Genomic DNA, 21,183 nt, shown 5'->3' on the forward strand with positions numbered 1-21,183 from the left:
CTTCGTTTTCTCAGAAAACGTCCTTTAATAATCTGCCTAATAAATGCCCCTTGTGAACAAATGCACTAAGGATAACATAAAACCAACTAAAATCGTTAGGATTTAGACTTTTTTAGACGATAGAATCATCCTACAATATTAATTTATTTTTAAATAAAAAAACCTTCATTTCTAAGATGAAATAAAGGCTTGGTTAGAGATATTACCTAGTGAACAAATCAGCTATGGTTTCAATAATGGCATAGAGTAATGGGTATTGTCGTTTCCTGAAATCTGTTTTATAAAAGTAATAATTCGAAATGAAGATAAATAATATGACAGTAATACTCAAAGCTAAGATAAGCATGATTTTTCTCCTTTACTGCTTCTTCAATCTGATACCTAATAAACTCTTCCTTTTGGAGTATCTCAAAAACGCCCGTGTCCATCAAGTCAAATTGTCTTATCAAAATTTCTATGATTAGATATTTTCACCAACGATTACTCAGTAGGTTGCGATGCTTTCCATGCCTCTAAGTCAGCGTAACTTTTAATGGGATAATCTGTCTTTTTCCCATCTTTAACTGCATAAACTGTTAAATCTTCACCACCTGCTGGAGCTAACCAATGAAGTGTTGCATTAAGCCACTCCTCCGCACTGACAGACTCCGGACGAGGATAGATACTGTAAGACACATCTCCATATATTTTATTCCAGAAATCAGGATAATCCGTAAAAAGATTTAATGATTTTGCATTATCATCATTTCCTTTTTCCCCATCAGACTCAAGATGAGTTATACTATCTGAAACAAACAAATTATAAGATTCTGCGATATTGTTTAAAGAAGCAGATCTAATAACATTAGAATAATACCCATCATTATATGCACTAAGCTTGCTATCAGATTGATTATAGAAAGTTTTCAATTCTTCTGGTAAAGCTTCAACTTTCCCATTTGATAAATCAACTCCAACATACTCATCAATTGTGTAATGAACATCATCCTTAACCAAGGCAATAATGGCTAAGTCCTTCCCTTCATAGGTTAAATAATCAAAAACTTTCCAGATTTTAGCATCTTTTTTATAAGCCTCTGTTGCCTTATAAAGGTCATATTCCTTACGCTTAAAGTTATCATTGAGGTCAAGGGTGACTAAAATATATTCAGAGCCATCAGTCTTTTGAACCGTAACATCTTTTCCCTTATAGGATACAAATCTGAGATCAGCGATATAATTTTGAGTAACATGTGCCTTTGAAGGGGCAAGGACAAATTGATTTCTATCTCCAAAAACTACAGGTTTACTATCTTTTAACGAATCTTCAGTTATATCGTACTCAACTCTTGAAGAATGCCCCTCTGAGTGATTTGCTTTTGTTTGATGAGAATTAATATAATAAGTCAGGAAGCAAGGCACAGTTAATAAAATCGTACTGATTGCAACCAACTTTCTCAAATCTTTTCGCCTAAGAATAAACTTCCCCATAACTACCTCTAACTCTATTTTCTACATGCAAATATAATACCCATTATAACACGGCTATAGCTCCTTCTTGTGAATATGAGAGGGACAAAATTATTAGGATTTAAGTGTGAAAAAGCATCTGAGCGTACACTGACAGTTTCTCTAAAACAACGGCTCTATAATTTCTGTAGTGGGTAAAACCACTGTAGAGGATTATGGAGCTTTTTCAATGTACACAAAAAGTCCCATAAGAACTATAATGAAAAGCGACCAAACCATCATTAGGAAGAACTCATGAGACTTATTAAGAATACCACAGAATTAATCGGAATTAAAGACCCTAACATCATTATTTCTCTTGTTTTGGAAACTAATACTCATATCGAGATTCATGCAAAACTTGATTACCCTGCACCATCATGTCCTCATTGCCATGGAAAGATGATCAAGTACGACTTTCAAAAGCCTTCTAAAATCCCTCTTCTCGAGCAAGCGGGAACTTCAACACTACTACGTCTGAAGAAACGTCGCTTCCAGTGTAAAGTGTGTAAGAGAGTAACAGTGGCTGAAACCTCAATCGTTGAGAAAAACCACCAAATCTCCAACCTTGTCCGACAAAAGGTTGCACAACTTCTAACTGAGAAGGTATCACTAACGGATATTGCCAGAAGACTTCGTGTATCAACGTCCACCGTTTATCGTAAACTTGACCAGTTTACTTTCAAGGAACATTATGACAAACTCCCAGCTGTTATGTCCTGGGATGAGTTTGGGTTCAAGAAAGGTGAACTCGCTTTTGTGGCTCAAAACTATGAGACCAACAAACTCATAACCATCCTTGATAATCGCCGTCAAACCACTATTCGAAACTACTTTTTGAAGTATCCATTGAAAGTACGACAAAAGGTACGGTTTATCACGATGGATATGTCAGGAGCCTATATGCCACTAGCTCGAAGACTTTTTCCAAATGCCGAAATCATTATTGATCGTTTCCACATCATCCAGCACCTTGGTCGAGCCTTTTTAAAGACAAGAATTGCGATTATGAACCAGTTTGATAAGAAGTCACTACCTTATCGAGCTTTAAAAAATCACTGGAGACTCTTCCAAAAGGACAGCCGTAAGTTATCTCTCAACCCTTTTTACTCAAAGACCTTCCATCAAACATTATGCCCACATGAAGTCGTTGAGAAGACACTGAATTTCTCAGAAGAACTCACCAATTATTATAATCTCTATCAGCTTTTGCTTTTTCACTTTCAGGAGAAGAGGGGGGATGAGTTTTTTGAACTCATAGAGGAGAATATAAGCAAGGTCAATCATTACTTCAAAACAGTCTTTAGGACTTTTCGTAAACATAAACAATACATCAAAAATGCACTAGAAACACATTACTCAAATGCAAAATTGGAAGGGACCAATAAGCTTATCAAAGATATTAAACGTCTGGGCTTCGGTTTTAAAAATTTTATCAACTTTAGAAAGCGTGTTTTCATCACTCTGAATATACAAAAAGAGAAGACCTATCTGGTCCTCTCTAGATGTTAGCTTTTCGTCACCCACTACAGTTGACAAAGAGCCAAAACAACTCAAAAACCAGCTAATGCTGGCTTTTTCGTTTATTTAATCATCTAGAGTTATGATAGGAAAATAATAATAATTTAGATAGGAAAAGGAAAAATTCGCTCTAGATTTTAAAGTACATATTAATTAACGACGCTGTCTCAATTCACCAGTTTTGGCATCGCAGAAGAGGCGTTTACCACCAACATAAACATAACGTCCTTTAACTTGACGACCTGAACCGTCAAAGTAAAGCTGTTTGCCATTGATAACCTGTTTTCCAGTCACTGCTTGGCCTGCTGCGTTGAAGTAATACCAGCAGCCACGTCCAGCTTCGACAAAGCGGTTTACCACTTGCTCACCAGTGTGGGCATCAAAGTAACATTTCTTACCTTGGACAGTGAGCAATTTACCTTTGACTTGAGCACCATTGCTACCAAAGTAGTAAACTTTATTGTTAATATTTTGAAGACCTGTCACTTTGTGACCATCTTGGTTAAGGTACGCCCATTGGTTAGCCGCCATTTGAATGAATTGGTTGATGACTGCTTGACCAGTGACGGCATCATAGTAACGTCCTTCAGCCCAGCCACCTTTTAGCTGGCTATGGTCTTTGTTGAAGTAATAGAGTTTACCATCAATCACTTTGGCACCTTGAACGAGGCAACCAAAAGCATCCGCATAATACCAGTTGTTGTTTTCAAAGATAAAGCGTGACACAGCCATTTCACCTGTTTGGGCAGAAATGTAGTATTGCTTGTTGCCTTGTTGCATCATCTGACCTTTGATTTGACGGCCTTCTGAGTCAAAGCAGTATTCTTTACCATTGATGATACGTTTTCCTGTCACAGCGTAACCATGTTCATCAAGGTAGTACCAAGCTTGGTTTTCTTTATTTTGAACAAAGGTATTTACAGCCATATTACCAGTATCAGGGATGAAGTAACGGATACGGCCATCTGAGAAGCGAATAAACTTGTCTTTAGCTTGGATACCTGTTTGTGTATCAAAGTAGAAGGTTGTGCTACCCATTTCAAGGAGACCAGTAGCCATGTGACCATAACAATCGAAATAGCGTACATCCTTACGGTAACCTGCAAAATCGTAGAAGCCGTTGATAGCCTTCACGCCATTTTTATCATAGTAATAGGTGTAACCATCGCTACCTTTAACAAGTGAGTCACGAGCTTGAAGGCCATTTTCAAGGAAGTAATAAGCCTTACCATCAATAACCTTTTCGCCTTTGACCTTTTGACCATATTGATCGTAATAATACCATTGATTTTCGCCTACACGGACAAATGAAGACTTGTTATTGTTCGAATCAACACTTGGTTTAGTCTCATCTGTGATGATTTGGTAACCTGAGTTATTTTGCTGGTTACCTTGTGAAATGATAGTGACATTAGCATTTGAACCATTCGAATGCCCTACTGATATGTTTGGAAACAGTTTATTAGAATTCGAAACGATAGTAACATTCGGCGTAGTTCCTGAGGCTGTGATGGTGATTGTCGTGTTTCGACCACCATTCCAATGAATGCCGTTTGAGTCAGACGAACTCGTCGTAATTGTCGCAAAACCGCTAGCTGACGATGATGATGACCATGATGATGACGACGAATAAGAATACCAAGCTGAGCTTGATGAGCTTGAAGAACTTGACGCACTAGCACTTACTGATGCCGAGCTGCTACTTGATTGGTAAGCAGAACCCGTTTGTGATGAATTAGAGTTTTGTGTTCCTACGACTTGAGAAGATTGTGACGAACTGACTTGACTAGATCCACCACCTACCACAGTCTGTGATGAGCCTCCTGTTGAGGCAGATGATGAAGACTCGTAGCCTGAGCTTGTTTGACTTCCATAGTTAGATGACACCGCTGACAAACGGCCAGCATCTTCTGTCAAGGTTGGTGAATAGCTTTCATTAATCAATGATGCACTTGATTCAATGCCTGAATCTGTTTGTTCAAAACCATCACCATTAGGAAGTGACACTTCATCTGCTTGTGCCGATTGGTCTGCCAAAAGGGCTCCACCCGCAAGTGCAACCATCGACAGCGTACTAACTCCAATAGTCACCCAGTTTTTCTTGACCTTGTGCAACTTAAATCCAACTTTCTTTTCCATAACATACACCTTTCAATATAACTTTATTTCTCTATTCTATGTTAAGGGATTTTGGAAACGAATACAATTACAGATGCATAACTCTAGTCTCATAAGACTAACCTTCTACCCATAATCCATTTGAAAAAACAAGCCTAAGATATATAGCTATAGCTTTTATATGTTAGAAACCGTTTCCAAAAAACGTTCAGATTTTCTTAAATTCACACAGAAACTCCGACTTTTAGCACTTTCACCACCTTCTTCATTAGAATGACTGAGCATAATTTAAAGCTAAAGTAAGCAGTCTATTGACGATTCTCTTAATCAAACTCATTTTTTGCTTACAATCTGCTTGGCATATCAAGAGATAGTAATAAAGTCAAAACCACCCGTGAGAACGGGTGGCTTGCTCTTCGGCTGAAAGCCTCTGCTACCGGCCGAGGCCTAAAGGCCTACCGAATGGTTTCCCTTCAGCACCACCTTTGCTAGCTGACCCGTCTAGCGGGTCTCTTTAAGATTACTTTCTTTTATTCTTCTCACCTGTAAACGGATCATACTCCTCAAACAGACTAAGCTGATCTGCTACCACGTCTTCTTGTAATTGATTACGAATATATTCTTCAATTCGCTTCTGATTTCGCCCAACCGTATCAACATAAAAGCCTCGACACCAAAATTTGCGATTCCCATATTTATACTTTAAATTTGCGTGTCGATCAAATATCATTAAGCTACTTTTGCCCTTTAAATATCCCATAAATGAAGAAATACTTAGTTTCGGTGGTATACTCACTAACATGTGAATATGATCTGGGCAAGCTTCTGCTTCATGAATTTCAACACCTTTTCTTTCACATAATAATCGTAAGATTTGACCAATACTTGCTTTGTATTTCCCATAGATTATCTGACGTCTATATTTTGGGGCGAAAACAATATGATACTTACAATTCCATGTAGTATGTGCTAAACTATTATTATCCTGTCTCATCAGGGGTCCTCCTTTAGTATATTAGTTAGTGGTCGGGAAACCTTATCTAATATAACACTTTAGGGGGACTTTTTTTGATACATCGCTAAAAGCTTTTCGGAACCACTAGCACAGCTAGTGGTTTTCGTAAGACAAGAAAAGCACTTGAAACAAAATGTTTCAAGTGCTTAAAAGCGGTGAGACTGGGAAGGTACCTACTGAATTTTAATCTAAAAGCATCTAGGATAGTCCCAAAATCACATTTTCTTCTGCCCTTTAGCGTTTTCTGACCCAAGCTCCAGTATTGGCGTCATAGTAACGACGTTGGCCTTTAACCCAGACGTAACGGCCTTTGACCTGACGGCCAGAAGCGTCAAAGTAGAGGTGTTGACCGTTGATGACTTGCTCACCCGTTACGGCTTGACCTGAGGCGTTAAAGTAATACCAAACACCACGAGAAACTTGGATAAAGCGATTGGTTACGGCTTCACCACTATTGGCATCAAAGTAGTATTTCTTGCCTCTGTATGTCAGAAGTTTCCCTTTAGCTTGGACACCGTTACCTTCAAAGTAGTAGAGTTTACCATTGATATGTTGAAGACCAACTACCTTTTGACCATTTTGGTTGAGATAAGCCCATTTGTTGGCACCAACTTGGACAAAGCGGTTGCTTACGGCCTGACCTGAGTCACCATCATAGTAACGGCCGTTGGCCCAGGCACCCTTGACTTGGCTATAATCATTGTTGAAATAGTAGTGATTACCATTGATGACCTGAGCACCTTTAACCAGTTTACCATTGCCATCGACATAGTACCACTTGTTGTTTTCCGTCACAAAGCGTGAGCGAGCAATTTCACCGCTATCGCCATCAAGGAAGTAACGTTGGTTATTGATTGTGACAAAGTGTCCCTTAACCTGACGGCCTTCATTGTCAAAGTAATACTGCTTACCGTTAATGGTTTGGAGTCCTGTCATGGCATAACCGTTACTATCGAGGTAATACCAAGCCTTGTTCTCAGGATTTTGCGCAAATCGGTTGACTGCGAGATTTCCTGTATCTGGGATGAAGTAACGCGTGCGTCCGTCCGCAAAACGGATGAACTTGTCTTTGGCTTGAATACCAGTCTTCTCATCAAAATAGAAGGTTGTGCCATACATGTCGTGGAGGCCACGATACATTTGACCGTTGCCATCGAAATAGCGAACGTCTTGGCGAGGACCCGCAAAGTCATAGAATCCATTAAAGGCCTGAACCCCTTTAGGATCGTAGTAATAGACGTGACCATCACTGCCTTGGCGAAGGACATGACGTAGCTGGAGACCATTGTCTAGGAAGAAATATTTCTTACCATCAATGACCTGCTCACCTTTGACCATGTTGCCGTTCTTATCAAAGTAATACCAATGGTTGGCACCGATTTGAATGAAGGTATTCTTAGCAAGGTAGCCACCAATTGAGAGGTATTGGACCTTATCTCCCACCCTACGGAAACCAGTTGCTGTGATTTCAGTCATTTGTTTAGGAAGGAAGGTTTGACCTGCCTTAAGGCTGAAGTATTGGTTAGTAGCGTTATCTTGTAAGACATAGCGAGCTCCTGTGCCTTGGATATTGCTTCCATTGAAATACTTGGCTGACCATTGCGTGATTTTCTCATTGGTAGTCAATTTACGGCCGTTTGAAATCTGCACGCGCTCAAAGATAGCTGGGTATTTCGACTTCAACTCATCGAGGAAGGCACCACCGTACTTGCCTTGGAAGTCATTGCCAAAGGTACGTGTTTTAGCTGCGTAGAGACTATTGTAGATTTCAGCATTTGGACGTGGTGTGCCGTAGCTATTAGTACGAGAAGCTGTTACCACTTCTTTTCCAGGGAGATTATAAATTTGATCTGGAACCCAGTCAGCAATGGCTGAGATACCTTCAGTGTGAAGGGCACGAAGGGCATCCATAAGGTCTTTGAGCGAACCGTATTTGTTGTTCTTGCTCATGGCAATATCGTAGCGGTCCTCGAAGGCGTAGCCATTTTCAATGATAGAATCCAAGAAAGTGCCGTCTTGGCTAGACACATATTGTGGCGCAAATTCAAAGGAAGTGATTCCCCACTCTTTGAATCGTTTGGTATTTTGAGCAATGACACGGTTGGTGTACTGACTTGGTGTCTTAACGAAATCTTGGAAGTTTGAGAAGCCTTCGTAAATGACTTGTGAGTCAAGAGCTGCTGATGATTCAAAGACCTGCTCACCCTTCTTGGTCGCCGAAGCCTTGGTGCGGGCATCTTGGCTTTCTGAAGCACCTACTGGCACCCAAACTGCCAAATAACCTGAAACTTCAACGGTTGAATGACCAGCAATATCGTCTGCCGTGAAAGTCAAGTTCCCTTGATTGTCCGTATAGCGAACCAATCCTGCTGGCACATCAGAATCCTTGAGGTAGGTCGCAAGTCCTGTCGATTTACTGAGAAGCAATGGACGGTAGGCCTGATTTTTGTGGGCAGCTCCCATATTGACCACTAGACGGTCATTTGCTCCCAACTTCATATCTGGACGGTTAGCTGTAAGGACGAGCATTCCTTGGTTGCGTGTTTCAGCAGTACCAAGCTGGTTGGCTTCTTCTGCTCCTTTACCATAACGCACAGATGACATGATTTCATAGCCATTAAGCTTAGTGACCCTCATATCTTGACCACCTGCTACATATTTAATGCGAGCACGAAGCAGGGCATCGATGGCATTATAGTACGGTGATTTTTGAGCCATATATTGGCCATCGTCGGTAAAGAGGTCCCCGTAGTAAACACGAGTGATACTATCCTTGTTGGTCAACATTGTGGCATAGGCAGCTGGGATATTGTACTGGGTGTACTTTTTATCAGCCTTGCGCATGTCCGCATTATAGATTTCGAAGGCCTGTTTGAGCTCATCCATAGTGAAGGTGAAACCATCTGTTTTTGGATTAATCTGCTTGCTGATGATATTGGCCAAAACAGCTTGCACTTCACTATCATGGGCACGCACGAAAATATAATTGGCATCACGTGGCGTGTGTTTCTGCTCGCTTGAACGGTTGTTAAGAGAGTTAGTAATGACACGCTCCAAGCTACCACGGTAATTGCTCTTACGCAAGAAAGTTGTCAAAAGCGTTTCACGTAGTGGATTGTCAATGGACAACTGAGCACCCTTGGTATCCTTGTTGTATTGATGATCGTTGTAAGACCAAGCTTCAAGGATTGACAAGTGGGCAATAGCGTTGGCTTCATTGTCTGCGACACGGTATTTTTCCTTGAAGTAGTCAGAAGCAATCTGCAAGAGGTCCGCATCCACATTGTCTACCGCATCGATACGAACACCGTCAAAGTTGGCACTTGGATCATTGCCAAGGATAGAACCAATGTTCATGATGTAGTGGAGCCAGTTTAGTTGCTCTGCCTGAACAGCTGGGTTAGAGTTGTCGATATCGTTAGCCAAGAGCAACTCGTAACCACCATTTGAACGGTCAATATGATATTTGCGTGTCCCCGTTTGGTTAGTCGGTGTGCGGTTCATGAGGCGGAAATCTGAATTGGCATGACTTGTCGCACTATTATTTAGGAAGGTCAGAGCGCCTCCTTGCAAGTGGTCTTTACCAACTAAGAGATTGTCCTCACTCTCAGAGTTCCAGCCAGGCTGTGTTTTGATGAAGTCTGACATCAACTGGCGAAGCCAAGTGGTATTGCCCTCACGACCAATACGTTCCTCGATTCCTCGTTGAACCGTTTCGGCAGCAGCTGCCAAGTCATAGCTCATCATATCTGTCGTATAGGTCTTATTACCAAACCCTTGTTGGCTCATATAGTTGAGGTAGTTGACCTGTGTCACCTTGTCTGGCCACCAAGTCATCAAAAGGGGACGATAATCTTTCTCAGTTGAAGCTGTCCAATTTTTCCCATCCTTCAAAATCTGTTTTGGACGGTACCAGCTATCAGCCGTCAAAAAATTGTCCAAGTGTTCAAAACTCTTGCTTGACGTATCATAGGCCTGGTTATAAACCGCATAGATAGAGTTATTTGGAATGGCATCGGCACGATACAAAGGTTTACTTTGATCTACCATCGCCCCAGTCTCATCGAAATAATAAAGACGACCATCAAGTTCAATCGCTGTGTTCTTTTTCACAACGCCATTTTCAACATAATACTGCTTGCCATCAATCGTCTTCAAGTTGGAAGCTACTGGTTTATAGTCAAGACTTGACTGACTTGGTTGGACTGGCTTGTTAGGTTGAGACGGTTGACTTGGTTGAACAGGTTTGTTTGGTTGATTTGGCTGCGTTACAATAGTCACATTTGGTCTTGTGCCATTTGGACTTGTCACCGTCACGTTTGGCTTAGGAGTGTTTGGCCCTGTGATAATGGTGACATTTGGTGTCGTACCGCTGGCCGTAATCGTGATGTTGGTGTTACGGTTGGCATTGATACAAATAGTGCTATCAGCAGCGCGTGTGGCGATTGCTGGTGCAGCATTGGTCAAGACTCTAGGTCTTGCTTGTTCTGTCACACTTGGAGTAGACTGAGCACTTGTTTGCCCAGCTACTTGAGTCGTAGCCTGACCTTGTGAGGCCTGTTCCGTAGTCAGTGTCTCTTGGGCACTAGCTTGAGTTTGCGAAGAAACTGCCACTTCTTGATCGATAACTTGACTGCTTTGTGCTTGAGCAGTTGCCTCTTGAGCGACCGCACTTGTCGTCGCCTGAGAGCTTGTTTCGTGACTTACGCTGGCTGTTGCTACTGCTGCCACACTTGCTTGAGCACTAGCTTGCTCAGTAACAGTTGTTGTCGTCACTAGACTGGCAGTACCATCCTCACTCAGTTGCTGCAAGCCGTCACCATTAGGTGCGCTCGTCTCATCGGCTTCTACTTTTCCTTGAGCTAGGAGGCTTCCACCCGCCAAGGCAACCATTGAGAGGGTAGTCACCCCGATAGTTACCCAGTTTTTCTTAACCTTATGTAGTTTAAAACGTACCTTATTTTCCATCTATAACAATCATCCTTTTTTTCTATTGTTTTCTCTACTCTATGATATATTCAGACAAATTACAAATAGGAAAAAGTCATCTTATTTTCATGAATCTCTGCCGGACGCTTCCTATTATTAACTTTGATTTGTAAAAATGAGACCTTACACCATATGTAAGGTCCTAAATAGAGTTTTTTTGCTTCTCAAACTCCTTCAAGTGCTTATCTTCAAAGGCTTTTGAAGATTAAAGAAAGCTTCAATTAACCTTAAGAGATAGCAAAACTATGAGAGAAGTAGCCCCTAAAAAGACAATTCTGAAAAGAAAATTTTAGATAGAAAGACTCTATTTTTTCATCTGACTAAGATCGTGGTCTGTCTATGAGGAACAAAAATTAAAAATATAAATGATTTACACAGGTGAATTCTTATTTGACTAACGAAACTAAATATAGAATCTTTTATGTCAGTTCTTTAACATTTTTGATAATTCCGTTAGTTTCTGTTGTTTATTCTTAAAAAAGGATTATAATGAAGCTAGGTGAATATGTAAGCGTTTTAATTTTGCTTTAAAGGACACTTGGGGGATTATCTAAAAGATTGACATTAGTTACCTAATGCCTAAATAAGGATTATAGTAGGATAACCATTCCTGAGTCACTTTGAACCATCAAACTAGGGCTCATAAAAAGAATACAGCATCATTTCAAACTAGAGCTCTAGAGGGGACGCCTCATACTAGTAAGCTCTAGTTTTTTGTGTCTTAGAAGCCCAAAATAAACGAGATCTTCCATGCTTAGAAAGGAGGAAAATTCCGAACGGCTCTCGTTTTTCTAGAATCATTTCGTCAGGACTCATGTTTGCCTCGAACAGTCTCGTAATATAGAAATTGAGGAGGCTTGGAGAAATAAGGATTGTCACAAAAAGATTAACTTACATCGTTAGGGACTCCTCCCCAATGCTCACTTTTCATAAACTCTCATGACAGCCCTTATTTTGCAGTATGTAAAAAGTTTAAAATGAAAGGAGAATTACCATGGAAAAGAAAGTACATTTTAAACTTCACAAAGTTAAAAAACATTGGGTAACTATTGCAGTGACAGGACTTGCTTTGGGATTGAGTTTTGCAGGACTCAGCTACGCTTCAGCTGAAGAACAACCTACACCTGTTAATGAAGCAACTGTTGAAGCCATCATCAAAGAAGGCGCTATTGACGTTGAGGCTCCAGCAAGTAATGAAGCCACAACTAAACCTGTAGAAAACACAGCTGCTACCGCTTCGAGCGAGGTTGCCACTGTGTCAGAAACACCAGTGGTCACCTCTGAAGGGGCTTCAACAGAAACAGTCTCTGAAAAACCAAGCTCTGAAGTCACAAGCACAGCTAGTTCGGAAGCAGCTAATTCTGAAACTACACATTCTGAGGTAAGTGCAACGACTAGTGAGAGTGTTACAACTGAGAATTCGTCACCAACAACTAGTGATACTGATACCCCTAATTCTCAAGTTCCCTCTGCTGAAAATAATATCACTGGCGGTCACTACTACAGTGATAAACAGGGGAATTGGTACTATGAAGATGCTAATGGGAAAAAACTTACTGGAGACCAAACGATTGATAACGTAAGAGTCTCCTTCTGGGAGGACGGAAAACAAATTAAAGGACCACAAATCGTAAATTACAAACTATACCGTTATTTTGATGATAATACTGGTCAACTACAAACCAAACGTTATCTAGAATATAAGGGAAACTGGTACTATGTTGACAAGGATGGTATTCCTCTCAAGGGGGAACAAACCATTGATAGGCAAGAAGTTTATTTTGATTATGACGGAACTCAAGTCAAAGGAGACTTTAGTGAAAAGTATTCTGGTAATCTTGATAAGATGCACTATTATGACCCTAACACCGGAGCTAGAGTTAGAAAAGAAGGTCTCGTTCAAGATAAAGAAGGAAGAACCTTTTTTATCAATAATGACGGTTCTAAATATACAGGAACTCGTATGATTGATGGTAATCTTTATTATTTCGAAATCAACTCTGGTGTCATGCAAAAAGGAATCAGCATAGAGCTAGAAGATGGAAAGACTCTTCCAACTTCTAATAAATATGGAACGCCCACAAACATTACCCGTCGTTACTATTTTGACTCAGAAACCGGTCAGTTAGTCAAAAAACAAACAATTAAAGAACATGATAAATGGTACTACTACGGTGATGATGGAAATGCTATTCGTCCTAAAGATGGGGAAACCCTTATTAATGGACAAATCGTCTATCTCTACTCAAACGGCCGTCAAGCTAAAGGAGAACTTGTTCTTGATAATGGGGTCCTCCGTTACTATGATCCTGATTCTGGAGCTCGTGTTGTAAATACAAGCCTAACGATCAATGGGATGACTTATAACTTTGATGAAAATGGAATTGGTAAAGATGCTCCAAACCCTAACGGCTACTATAGCGATGAACAGGGTAACTGGTATTATAAGAATGCAAGCGGAGAAAACCTTATCGGTTTCCAAATCATTAAGGGACAAAGAGTATTCTTCCGGGATAATGGACAACAAGTCAAAGGGGCCTATTTAGATATATATAATGACCTTAAAGGTTACTACGATATCAATACAGGAAATCTCGTAACCAATCGTTACGTTGAAGTTAATGGTAATTGGTACTATGTTAATAAATACGGTAGCCCACTAAAAGGGGCCTACATTATTGATGGACAAGATGTTATGTTCGATCCCCATGATGGTAAACAGATTAAAGGAGGATTTGTAAGAGATCCGAAGTTTATCTCCAAATATTATTACATGCCTAAGTACTACTATGATAAAGACAATGGTTGCAAAGTAACCCATGCAGGCTTTGTTAATGAAAATGATTCAACCTACTACCTTGATGATAAAGGACAAATAGTTCTTGGGCTTCAGGAAATTAATGGCGATTTCTATTACTTCCGTCCAGAAAATACGTATAAACACTATGACATTGGAGAAATGTTACGAGATCGTTTTATCTATGAAAATAATAAGGTCTATTATGTTGATCATAGTGGTAAAATCTTGAAAAATCGCTTTTTCGAACGTAATGGAACTGGAACTTGGTATTATTTTACAAAAGATGGTACAGCTGCAACAGGAGAAGTTGAAATTAATGGTCAAAAACTATACTTTGATAATCCTTGGGGTTTTCAGACCAAAGGAAGGGTTGCTCAAAACGGTAAATTCTATGACAAAGATTCTGGTGAACTAGTGACCAATACTTTTAAAGAAGTATTGACTTCCGTTGGTAGTACCATAAATGGCGAAATTTTATATGCAAAGGACTGGTATTACCTTGATAGGGAAGGCCGACCACTAAAAGGACCTCAAACACTTGATTATGTCAAAATGTACTTCTTCCCTAATGGAGCACAGGTTAAGGGACGTTTTGCTCCTGATGGACACTACTATGATAAGGATACTGGTGCACTTGTAACAAACCGTTACGTCCATATCTATAACTGGAAATTTCAAGATAAATACGGTAATCCTGTCGATAACTTTTTTATCAAGTACCCACATAATTTTATTTTTGGTCTCAATGATAACACAATACCAGTAGACATTAGTCACTACCCACTTTCAAGCAAAGACTTCGATTGTGAGGACTATTTCTACTACGTTGATGTCAATGGTGATAAAGTTACCGGTGAACAAACCATTGACAATGTCCCAGTCTACTTCCACAGTAACGGTAAACAAGCCAAAGGTGAACTAGTCACCGTTGATGGTAAAATCCACTACTACGATGCCAACTCAGGTGCCCGTTTGTCAAATATTGACATTACTATTAAAGGGCAAACCTATCACTTTGATGCGGATGGAAACGGAACACCAATTAGTTAATGAAGTTATAAATACTCCTTCTTAAAATGACAGTTTAAAATGAAAGGAGAATTATCATGGAAAAGAAAGTACATTTTAAACTTCACAAAGTTAAAAAACATTGGGTAACTATTGCAGTGACAGGACTTGCTTTGGGTTTGAGTTTTGCAGGACTCAGCTATGCTTCAGCTGAAGAACAACCTACCCCCGTTAATGAAGCAACTGTTGAAACCATCATCAAAGAAGGTGCTATTAACGTCGATGCTCCAGCAAGTAATGAAGCCACAGCTAAACCTACAGAAAATACAGCAGCTACCGCTTCAAGCGAAGCTGCCACAGTGTCAGAAACACCAGTGGTCACCTCTGAAGGGGCTTCAACAGAAACTATTTCTGAAAAACCAAGCTCTGAAGTCACAAGTACAGCTAGTTCGGAAGCATCTAATTCTGAAACTACACATTCTGAGGTAAGTGCAACGACTAGTGAAAGTGTTACAGCTGAGAATTCGTCACCAACAACTAGTGATACTGATACCCCTAATTCTCAAGTTCCCTCTGCTGAAAAGAATATCACGGGTGGTCAATGGTATAGTGATGAACAAGGCAATTGGCATTACAAAAAAGATGACAGGGATCTGACAGGTCCAAACCTAATTGATGGACAGCATGTCTATTTTGACAAGGATGGTAAACAGGTCAAAGGAAACTTTGCCCAAGATGGACATTATTATGATGGTGAACTTGGACATCTAACAACTGAATCTTTTGTTACTACTGGCGATAACCACTGGTATTATGTAGATAAGACAGGTGAAAAAGTGACTGGCCTTCAAGAAATTGGAGACAAAACTTACCACTTTAATGACAAGGGGCTTCAAACAAAAGGGCAAAGAGTGGTTGTTGATGGAAAAGGATATTATTTCCATCCTGAAAATGGCGAACTTTGGAATAATAAGATTGCCCTCTACCATAGTACTCGCTACATTAACGGAACCAGCGACGACATTTATTACTACTATGACAATGACGGTAATATTTACACTGGCCCTAAAACCATCGACGGTAAAGAGTACTACTTCCAACCAGACATGGTCTATTATTCTAAATTCAAGAATCCTGATGGTACTGAAAGTTATTACAATGAACAGGGACAAAAAGTCTATAATGGCTGGGGTAAAATCAGATACATGTACCTGAGAGGATACCTCTGGACACCTTCTGTTTATGCTGATGAAAATGGACATGTTGTCCATGGATTCAAGCGAATTAATGGACAACTCTACTATTTTGATGAATCTGGTTCACTAAGAGATGATGTCCCTGGCAGCCCAAACCCACTGTTCCAAGTTGATGGAAACTGGTACTATGCTCAGTTTTCTAAATACATTAACGGCGTAAGAGGTGCTATCCTCACCAATGCTTTCACTTTTATTGCTGTAGATGATAGATACCCAACATCAATTGCAGATGAAAATGGTAAATTGACTCCAGTTACAGCCAAAAATAGTTATGTTACTGCTGGAGGTAAATGGTACTATGTTGATAAATCTAGTTATCCTTTAAAGGGCGAACAAGTGATAGATTATGTCAATGTCTACTTCCGTGATGACTATTCTCAAGTTAAAGGTGACTTTGCGCCAAACGGCCATTATTATGATAAAGATAGTGGAGCCCTCGTTACCAACCGTTATGTCGAAAAAGATGGCAAGTGGTACTATGTCAATGATAAGGGCGATAAATTAATTGGTGCTCAAACTATAGATGGTGTAGAAGTCTATTTTGATAAAGACGGTGTCCAAGCCAAAGGTATTTTTGCCAATGCTGATCATTTTTATGACAAAGACACAGGTGCTGCTGTCCGAGACCAAATCGTCGAAGTCGATGGCAAACGCTATTATGTTGGTCAAGATGGTAGAAAAGTTTACTCAGGAACACATATTGTTCATGGTGAAGAAGTGAATCTTATCGTTGGAGATGGTCATCAAGGCTTCGGAGAATTCACATACTACGCAGATAGTGGAGACTATATCGGATTTGATGGTAAAAAGGTTACAAAAGCTGGTTTCGTTAAAACCAAAGATAATCACTGGTATTATTTAGACGGTAAGGGAAACAAATTAGTCTCCGTTCAAGTTATCGATGGCGAACTCTACTACTTTGGACTTCCTACTCGTAAATACTACTACGGAATGCAAAGTAGAGGTGAGCTCATCTATGCGTATTACAGTGATACTATCCCTAACAGCAGCCACATCTACTATCTGGATGAAGCAACAGGCGCTGCTCTTAAAAATCAGTACCATGAATGGGAAGGTAGTTGGTATTACTTTGGTCCAAACTGGTACGCCTTGACCGGTGAACAAACCATTGACAATGTCCCAGTCTACTTCCACAGTAACGGTAAACAAGCCAAAGGTGAACTAGTCACCGTTGATGGTAAAATCCACTACTACGATGCCAACTCAGGTGCCCGTTTGTCAAATATTGACATTACTATAAAAGGGGAAACCTATCATTTTGATGCGGACGGAAACGGAACACTCATTAGTTAATGAAGTTATAGAGACTCCTTCTCAATAATGACAGATTTAAAATGAAAGGAGAATTATCATGGAAAAGAAAGTACATTTTAAACTTCACAAAGTTAAAAAACATTGGGTAACTATTGCAGTGACAGGACTTGCTTTGGGATTGAGCTTTGCAGGCCTTAGCTACGCTTCAGCTGAAGAACAGCCTACCCCTGTTAATGAAGCAACTGTTGAAGCCATCATCAAAGAAGGTGCTGTTGACGTTGAAGCTCCTGCAACTAGTGAAGCCACAACTAAACTTGCAGAAAACACACCTACTACCGCTTCGAGCGAAGCAACCACAGTGTCAGAAGCACCAGTGGCCAGCTCTGAAGTAGCCTCAACAGAAACAGTTTCTGAAAAACCAAGCTCTGAAGTGACAAGCGCAGCTAGTTCGGAAGCAGCTAATTCTGAAATTATTCATTCTGAGGTAAGTGCAACAAATACACCTACAAACAACGAAAACCTCATCATAAGCACTTCTCCTGATAAAACAACTTTAGATACCTCACAAAAAGATGGTGATTTCACCATCACTGTTGAAGCGGAAGGTATCACAAAAAAGACAGATAAAAGAGAAAGTTTCGTTTCAGATGCAAATGGTGTTACCTATTATGTAGATGCAAAAGGGCAGCTGGTTACTGGACCAAGAGACATCAACGGTTTCCATTATTACTTTAACGATGACGGCACTATGGTAAAAGGGCAGCTTAGGAAAGTTGACGACAAACTGCACTTTTACGATGAAAACGATGGCAAGCTAGTAACAGACCGTTTTATTACATTCAAAGACAACCACTATATTCCAGAAGAAAACTATAGTAAAGTTGTTTACTTCAATGAACCTGCTTATATCGAACCAAACTATTATGTAATGCCTGGATTAGAACGTTGCTATTTTGATAAAAATGGTAACACACTTGAGAAAGGTCGTCAGACAATTTTAGGTAACGACTATTACATCTATGACAATGGTCAAGTTGCTGTTCATAGACTAATGGAATTAGATCACAAACGCTACTACTTTGACGACAAAGGGGCCTTAGTCAAAAATAAACAATATCCTATCATCGAAAAGGGTCTATGGAAGTCTATGCCATATGTATTTTATTCAGACAACGATGGGGTGGCACATTATCTCAATAAACAACTAAACATTGTGACTTATCCGTTCCCAACTTACTATACTCTTCCTTCAGAAAATAATAGAGACTATCCAAAAAATCAATTTATGATGGACTACGAAGGTCGTTGGTATTACTTCAACAAAGACGGATTTCCTATCACTGGACCTAAAACTATTGATGGCTTTGAACTCTACTTCCATGAATCATCTCGTCCAGAAGGACATCAAGCTAAAGGCGAATTCATTAATATTGATAATAAAATTTACTACTTTGACAAAGACAATGGTCGTAAAGTCAAGGATACATCTTTTGAGTTAAACGGTATCCATTATATCGCAGATAAAGAAGGGAACATCACTATCCAAGGTGATTCTAGATTCCATAACCAATATGTCAGCGATGATAAAGGCAACTGGTATTACTACAACTCCGATGGCAATAAACTCATTGGCGAACAAAACATTGATAACGTCAAAGTTTACTTTAAGGACAGTGGAGTCCAAGTTAAAGGACACTTCGCTCCGAATGGACACTTCTATGACAAGGATAGTGGTGAACTTGTTACCAATGCTTATGTAGAAGACAATGGGAACTGGTACTATGTCGATGAAAATGGTCAAAAACTCATTGGAAACCAAATTGTTGATAGTTATCATGTTTGTTTTGACAGTGATGGTCGTCAACTAAAAGGTGAGGCTAGCTACTCAAATTCAGGTCTACCAAAACATTACTATGATTTGCATAATGGACAAATGGTTATCAACTCTCTTATTCAAATCGATGGTAAGACCTATAAAGCTGATAATGAAGGTAAACTCTCTGAAGTACCATATGCTTTAAACTATCGCAACCAAATTGTTACCGACGAATTTGAAAACAGCTATTATTATGACTACCAAGGAATGATGGTTAAAAATCAATACGTTACTATCTATCACCTAGAGAATGACTATCTTAACCCTAAAATTAGAAAAGTCACCTATTATGCAGGATATGACGGAAAATTCCTTCACGGTCCCCAAACAATAAATGGTGTTGCTACTTATTTCAATGCCTATGGTGAACAAATCAAAGACCAGTTCGCAGACGATGGTTACTATTATGATAAAGATACCGGTGCTCGTGTTAATTTAGGTGTCAACCGATCAGTTATGATAAATGGTAAATGGTATTATGTTGACCAAAACGGAAAGCAATCTAAAGGAGAGTTTATTAAACAAGGAGGAAACAAATACTACTACGATAAAAATAATGGTGAGCGTGTCATTGGAACACTTTTTGAAGTGAACGATAAACTTTATATTTCAGATCAAGAAGGTGTCATTACTGAAAAGAAAGATGATATCAAAAAAAATGGACTGTTCTATGATGACTACCACAATATCCATTATATGAATGATAATGGTCATCTAGCTAGGAACTTATACGTTCCTTCTAACCACAATGGATTTAGCGATGATACAAAACCATTTTACTATTTTGGTTCCGAAGGAATCGCTTTAAAAGGGGAGCATACTATTAATGGTGAAACAGTATTCTTCGATGAAAATGGAGAGCAAGTAAAAGGAGGTTTCGCAAAAAACGGTAAATATTACGATAAACATACAGGTAACTTAGCAAGAAATACTTTCAGAGAACGTACTGTAAGAATCGCTCGTGAATGGCGTGCTAATGGTATCTCAACTACATTCCGCTACTACCTAGATAATAGTGGCTACAAGGTGTCAGGTTATCAGACTATTAACGGTGAGGACTACTACTTCTACCCTGATGGACCACAGTTAAAAGGGGATTTCGCACCAGATGGTAGATATCACGATAAGGACACCGGAGCTTTAGTCACAAAACGTTATGTTCAAATAAAACCTTGGCATTTTATCACCGACCTAGGTAATGAGCCTATCGACCATAATTATGTTCAAGTATTTCAATTCGATAGATACCCTAGTCTAGCAGACACCTCAACTGGTGCAATTACTAGATATTTTGGTAAAAAATATTCTAATAGTTGGTACTACGTCGATGAAAATAGTCAAAAGGTAACTGGACACAAAACTATCGATAATGTGAAGGTTTACTTTGATAAAGATGGTAAACAAGCTAAAGGTATTGTTGCTGATGATGGTTATTACTATGACAAGAATACTGGTGAACTTGTTGACTTAGGACGTGACAAATTCGTTGACGTTGACGGTAATCGTTACTATGTTGGTAGTGATGGTAAATGTTACAAGGGAGAACAAAAGATTGGAGATGATTACTACTATTTCCACGATGATGGTAGACTAGGCTACGACGAATTGCGAACAATTTGGGCGGGAAATGACTACTACTACCATTATTATTACCCAAAAACTGGAAAACGTGCTAAAAATGTTGACATTACTTTTAACCACTCAATTCGTTACAAGGTGAAAGCTGAGCTTGTTCATTTCGATGAAAACGGTGATGGAAGGGTTATTAAATATATTTACGAATAATATTTATTTCACACATATAATTCCAATTTGTCTTTCAATGAAAGGAGAATTA

The 21,183-nt window shown here is 39.5% G+C and carries 7 protein-coding genes and 1 pseudogene; 4 read left to right on the forward strand and 4 right to left on the reverse strand.

All coding sequences use genetic code 11. The features are described 5' to 3' along the window. Nucleotides 1-480: 480 nt before the first annotated feature. Entirely contained in the window at nucleotides 481-1,470 is a 990-nt protein-coding gene (locus LG375_RS03065; protein ID WP_225745256.1) for a hypothetical protein, read from the reverse strand. Between the two features lie 273 nt (nucleotides 1,471-1,743). Here LG375_RS03065 and LG375_RS03070 point away from each other — a divergent pair. Beyond that, nucleotides 1,744-2,993: pseudogene (locus tag LG375_RS03070) on the forward strand (ISL3 family transposase). Nucleotides 2,994-3,162: 169 nt separating this feature from the next. Here the strand turns inward: LG375_RS03070 and LG375_RS03075 are convergent. From LG375_RS03075 to LG375_RS03085, 3 genes are all read right to left on the reverse strand, one after another. Beyond that, nucleotides 3,163-5,148 (reverse strand): KxYKxGKxW signal peptide domain-containing protein, encoded by a 1,986-nt coding sequence (locus LG375_RS03075; protein WP_225745257.1) that lies wholly within the window; start codon nucleotides 5,146-5,148, stop codon nucleotides 3,163-3,165. A 499-nt stretch (nucleotides 5,149-5,647) separates the two neighbouring features. Beyond that, on the reverse strand, nucleotides 5,648-6,121 hold the full coding sequence (gene tnpA / locus LG375_RS03080) for an IS200/IS605 family transposase (RefSeq protein ID WP_013990678.1): 474 nt from the start codon (nucleotides 6,119-6,121) through the stop codon (nucleotides 5,648-5,650). Nucleotides 6,122-6,376: 255 nt separating this feature from the next. After that, nucleotides 6,377-11,110 (reverse strand): glycoside hydrolase family 70 protein, encoded by a 4,734-nt coding sequence (locus LG375_RS03085; RefSeq protein ID WP_225745258.1) that lies wholly within the window; start codon nucleotides 11,108-11,110, stop codon nucleotides 6,377-6,379. Between the two features lie 1,015 nt (nucleotides 11,111-12,125). On the opposite strand from LG375_RS03085, the gene LG375_RS03090 reads away from it, so the two are divergent. The 3 genes from LG375_RS03090 to LG375_RS03100 are packed head-to-tail and all read left to right on the forward strand — an operon-like array spanning nucleotide 12,126 to nucleotide 21,131. Then, nucleotides 12,126-14,981, forward strand: coding sequence for a KxYKxGKxW signal peptide domain-containing protein (locus LG375_RS03090; RefSeq protein WP_175061377.1), 2,856 nt, complete (start codon nucleotides 12,126-12,128; stop codon nucleotides 14,979-14,981). Nucleotides 14,982-15,037: 56 nt separating this feature from the next. Beyond that, entirely contained in the window at nucleotides 15,038-17,509 is a 2,472-nt protein-coding gene (locus LG375_RS03095; protein WP_225745259.1) for a KxYKxGKxW signal peptide domain-containing protein, read from the forward strand. 58 nt (nucleotides 17,510-17,567) lie between these two features. Then, nucleotides 17,568-21,131 (forward strand): KxYKxGKxW signal peptide domain-containing protein, encoded by a 3,564-nt coding sequence (locus tag LG375_RS03100; RefSeq protein ID WP_225745260.1) that lies wholly within the window; start codon nucleotides 17,568-17,570, stop codon nucleotides 21,129-21,131. Nucleotides 21,132-21,183: the final 52 nt, after the last annotated feature.

Source organism: Streptococcus sp. Marseille-Q3604, from assembly GCF_916619785.1.
GTDB lineage: Bacteria > Bacillota > Bacilli > Lactobacillales > Streptococcaceae > Streptococcus.

Excerpts from the sequence above, each read along its gene's own strand:
- LG375_RS03065 (WP_225745256.1), bottom strand. The coding sequence starts at position 1,470 with ATGGGGAAGTTTATTCTTAGGCGAAAAGATTTGAGAAAGTTGGTTGCA.
- LG375_RS03075 (WP_225745257.1), bottom strand. The coding sequence starts at position 5,148 with ATGGAAAAGAAAGTTGGATTTAAGTTGCACAAGGTCAAGAAAAACTGG.
- tnpA (WP_013990678.1), bottom strand. The coding sequence starts at position 6,121 with ATGAGACAGGATAATAATAGTTTAGCACATACTACATGGAATTGTAAG.
- LG375_RS03085 (WP_225745258.1), bottom strand. The coding sequence starts at position 11,110 with ATGGAAAATAAGGTACGTTTTAAACTACATAAGGTTAAGAAAAACTGG.
- LG375_RS03090 (WP_175061377.1), top strand. The coding sequence starts at position 12,126 with ATGGAAAAGAAAGTACATTTTAAACTTCACAAAGTTAAAAAACATTGG.
- LG375_RS03095 (WP_225745259.1), top strand. The coding sequence starts at position 15,038 with ATGGAAAAGAAAGTACATTTTAAACTTCACAAAGTTAAAAAACATTGG.
- LG375_RS03100 (WP_225745260.1), top strand. The coding sequence starts at position 17,568 with ATGGAAAAGAAAGTACATTTTAAACTTCACAAAGTTAAAAAACATTGG.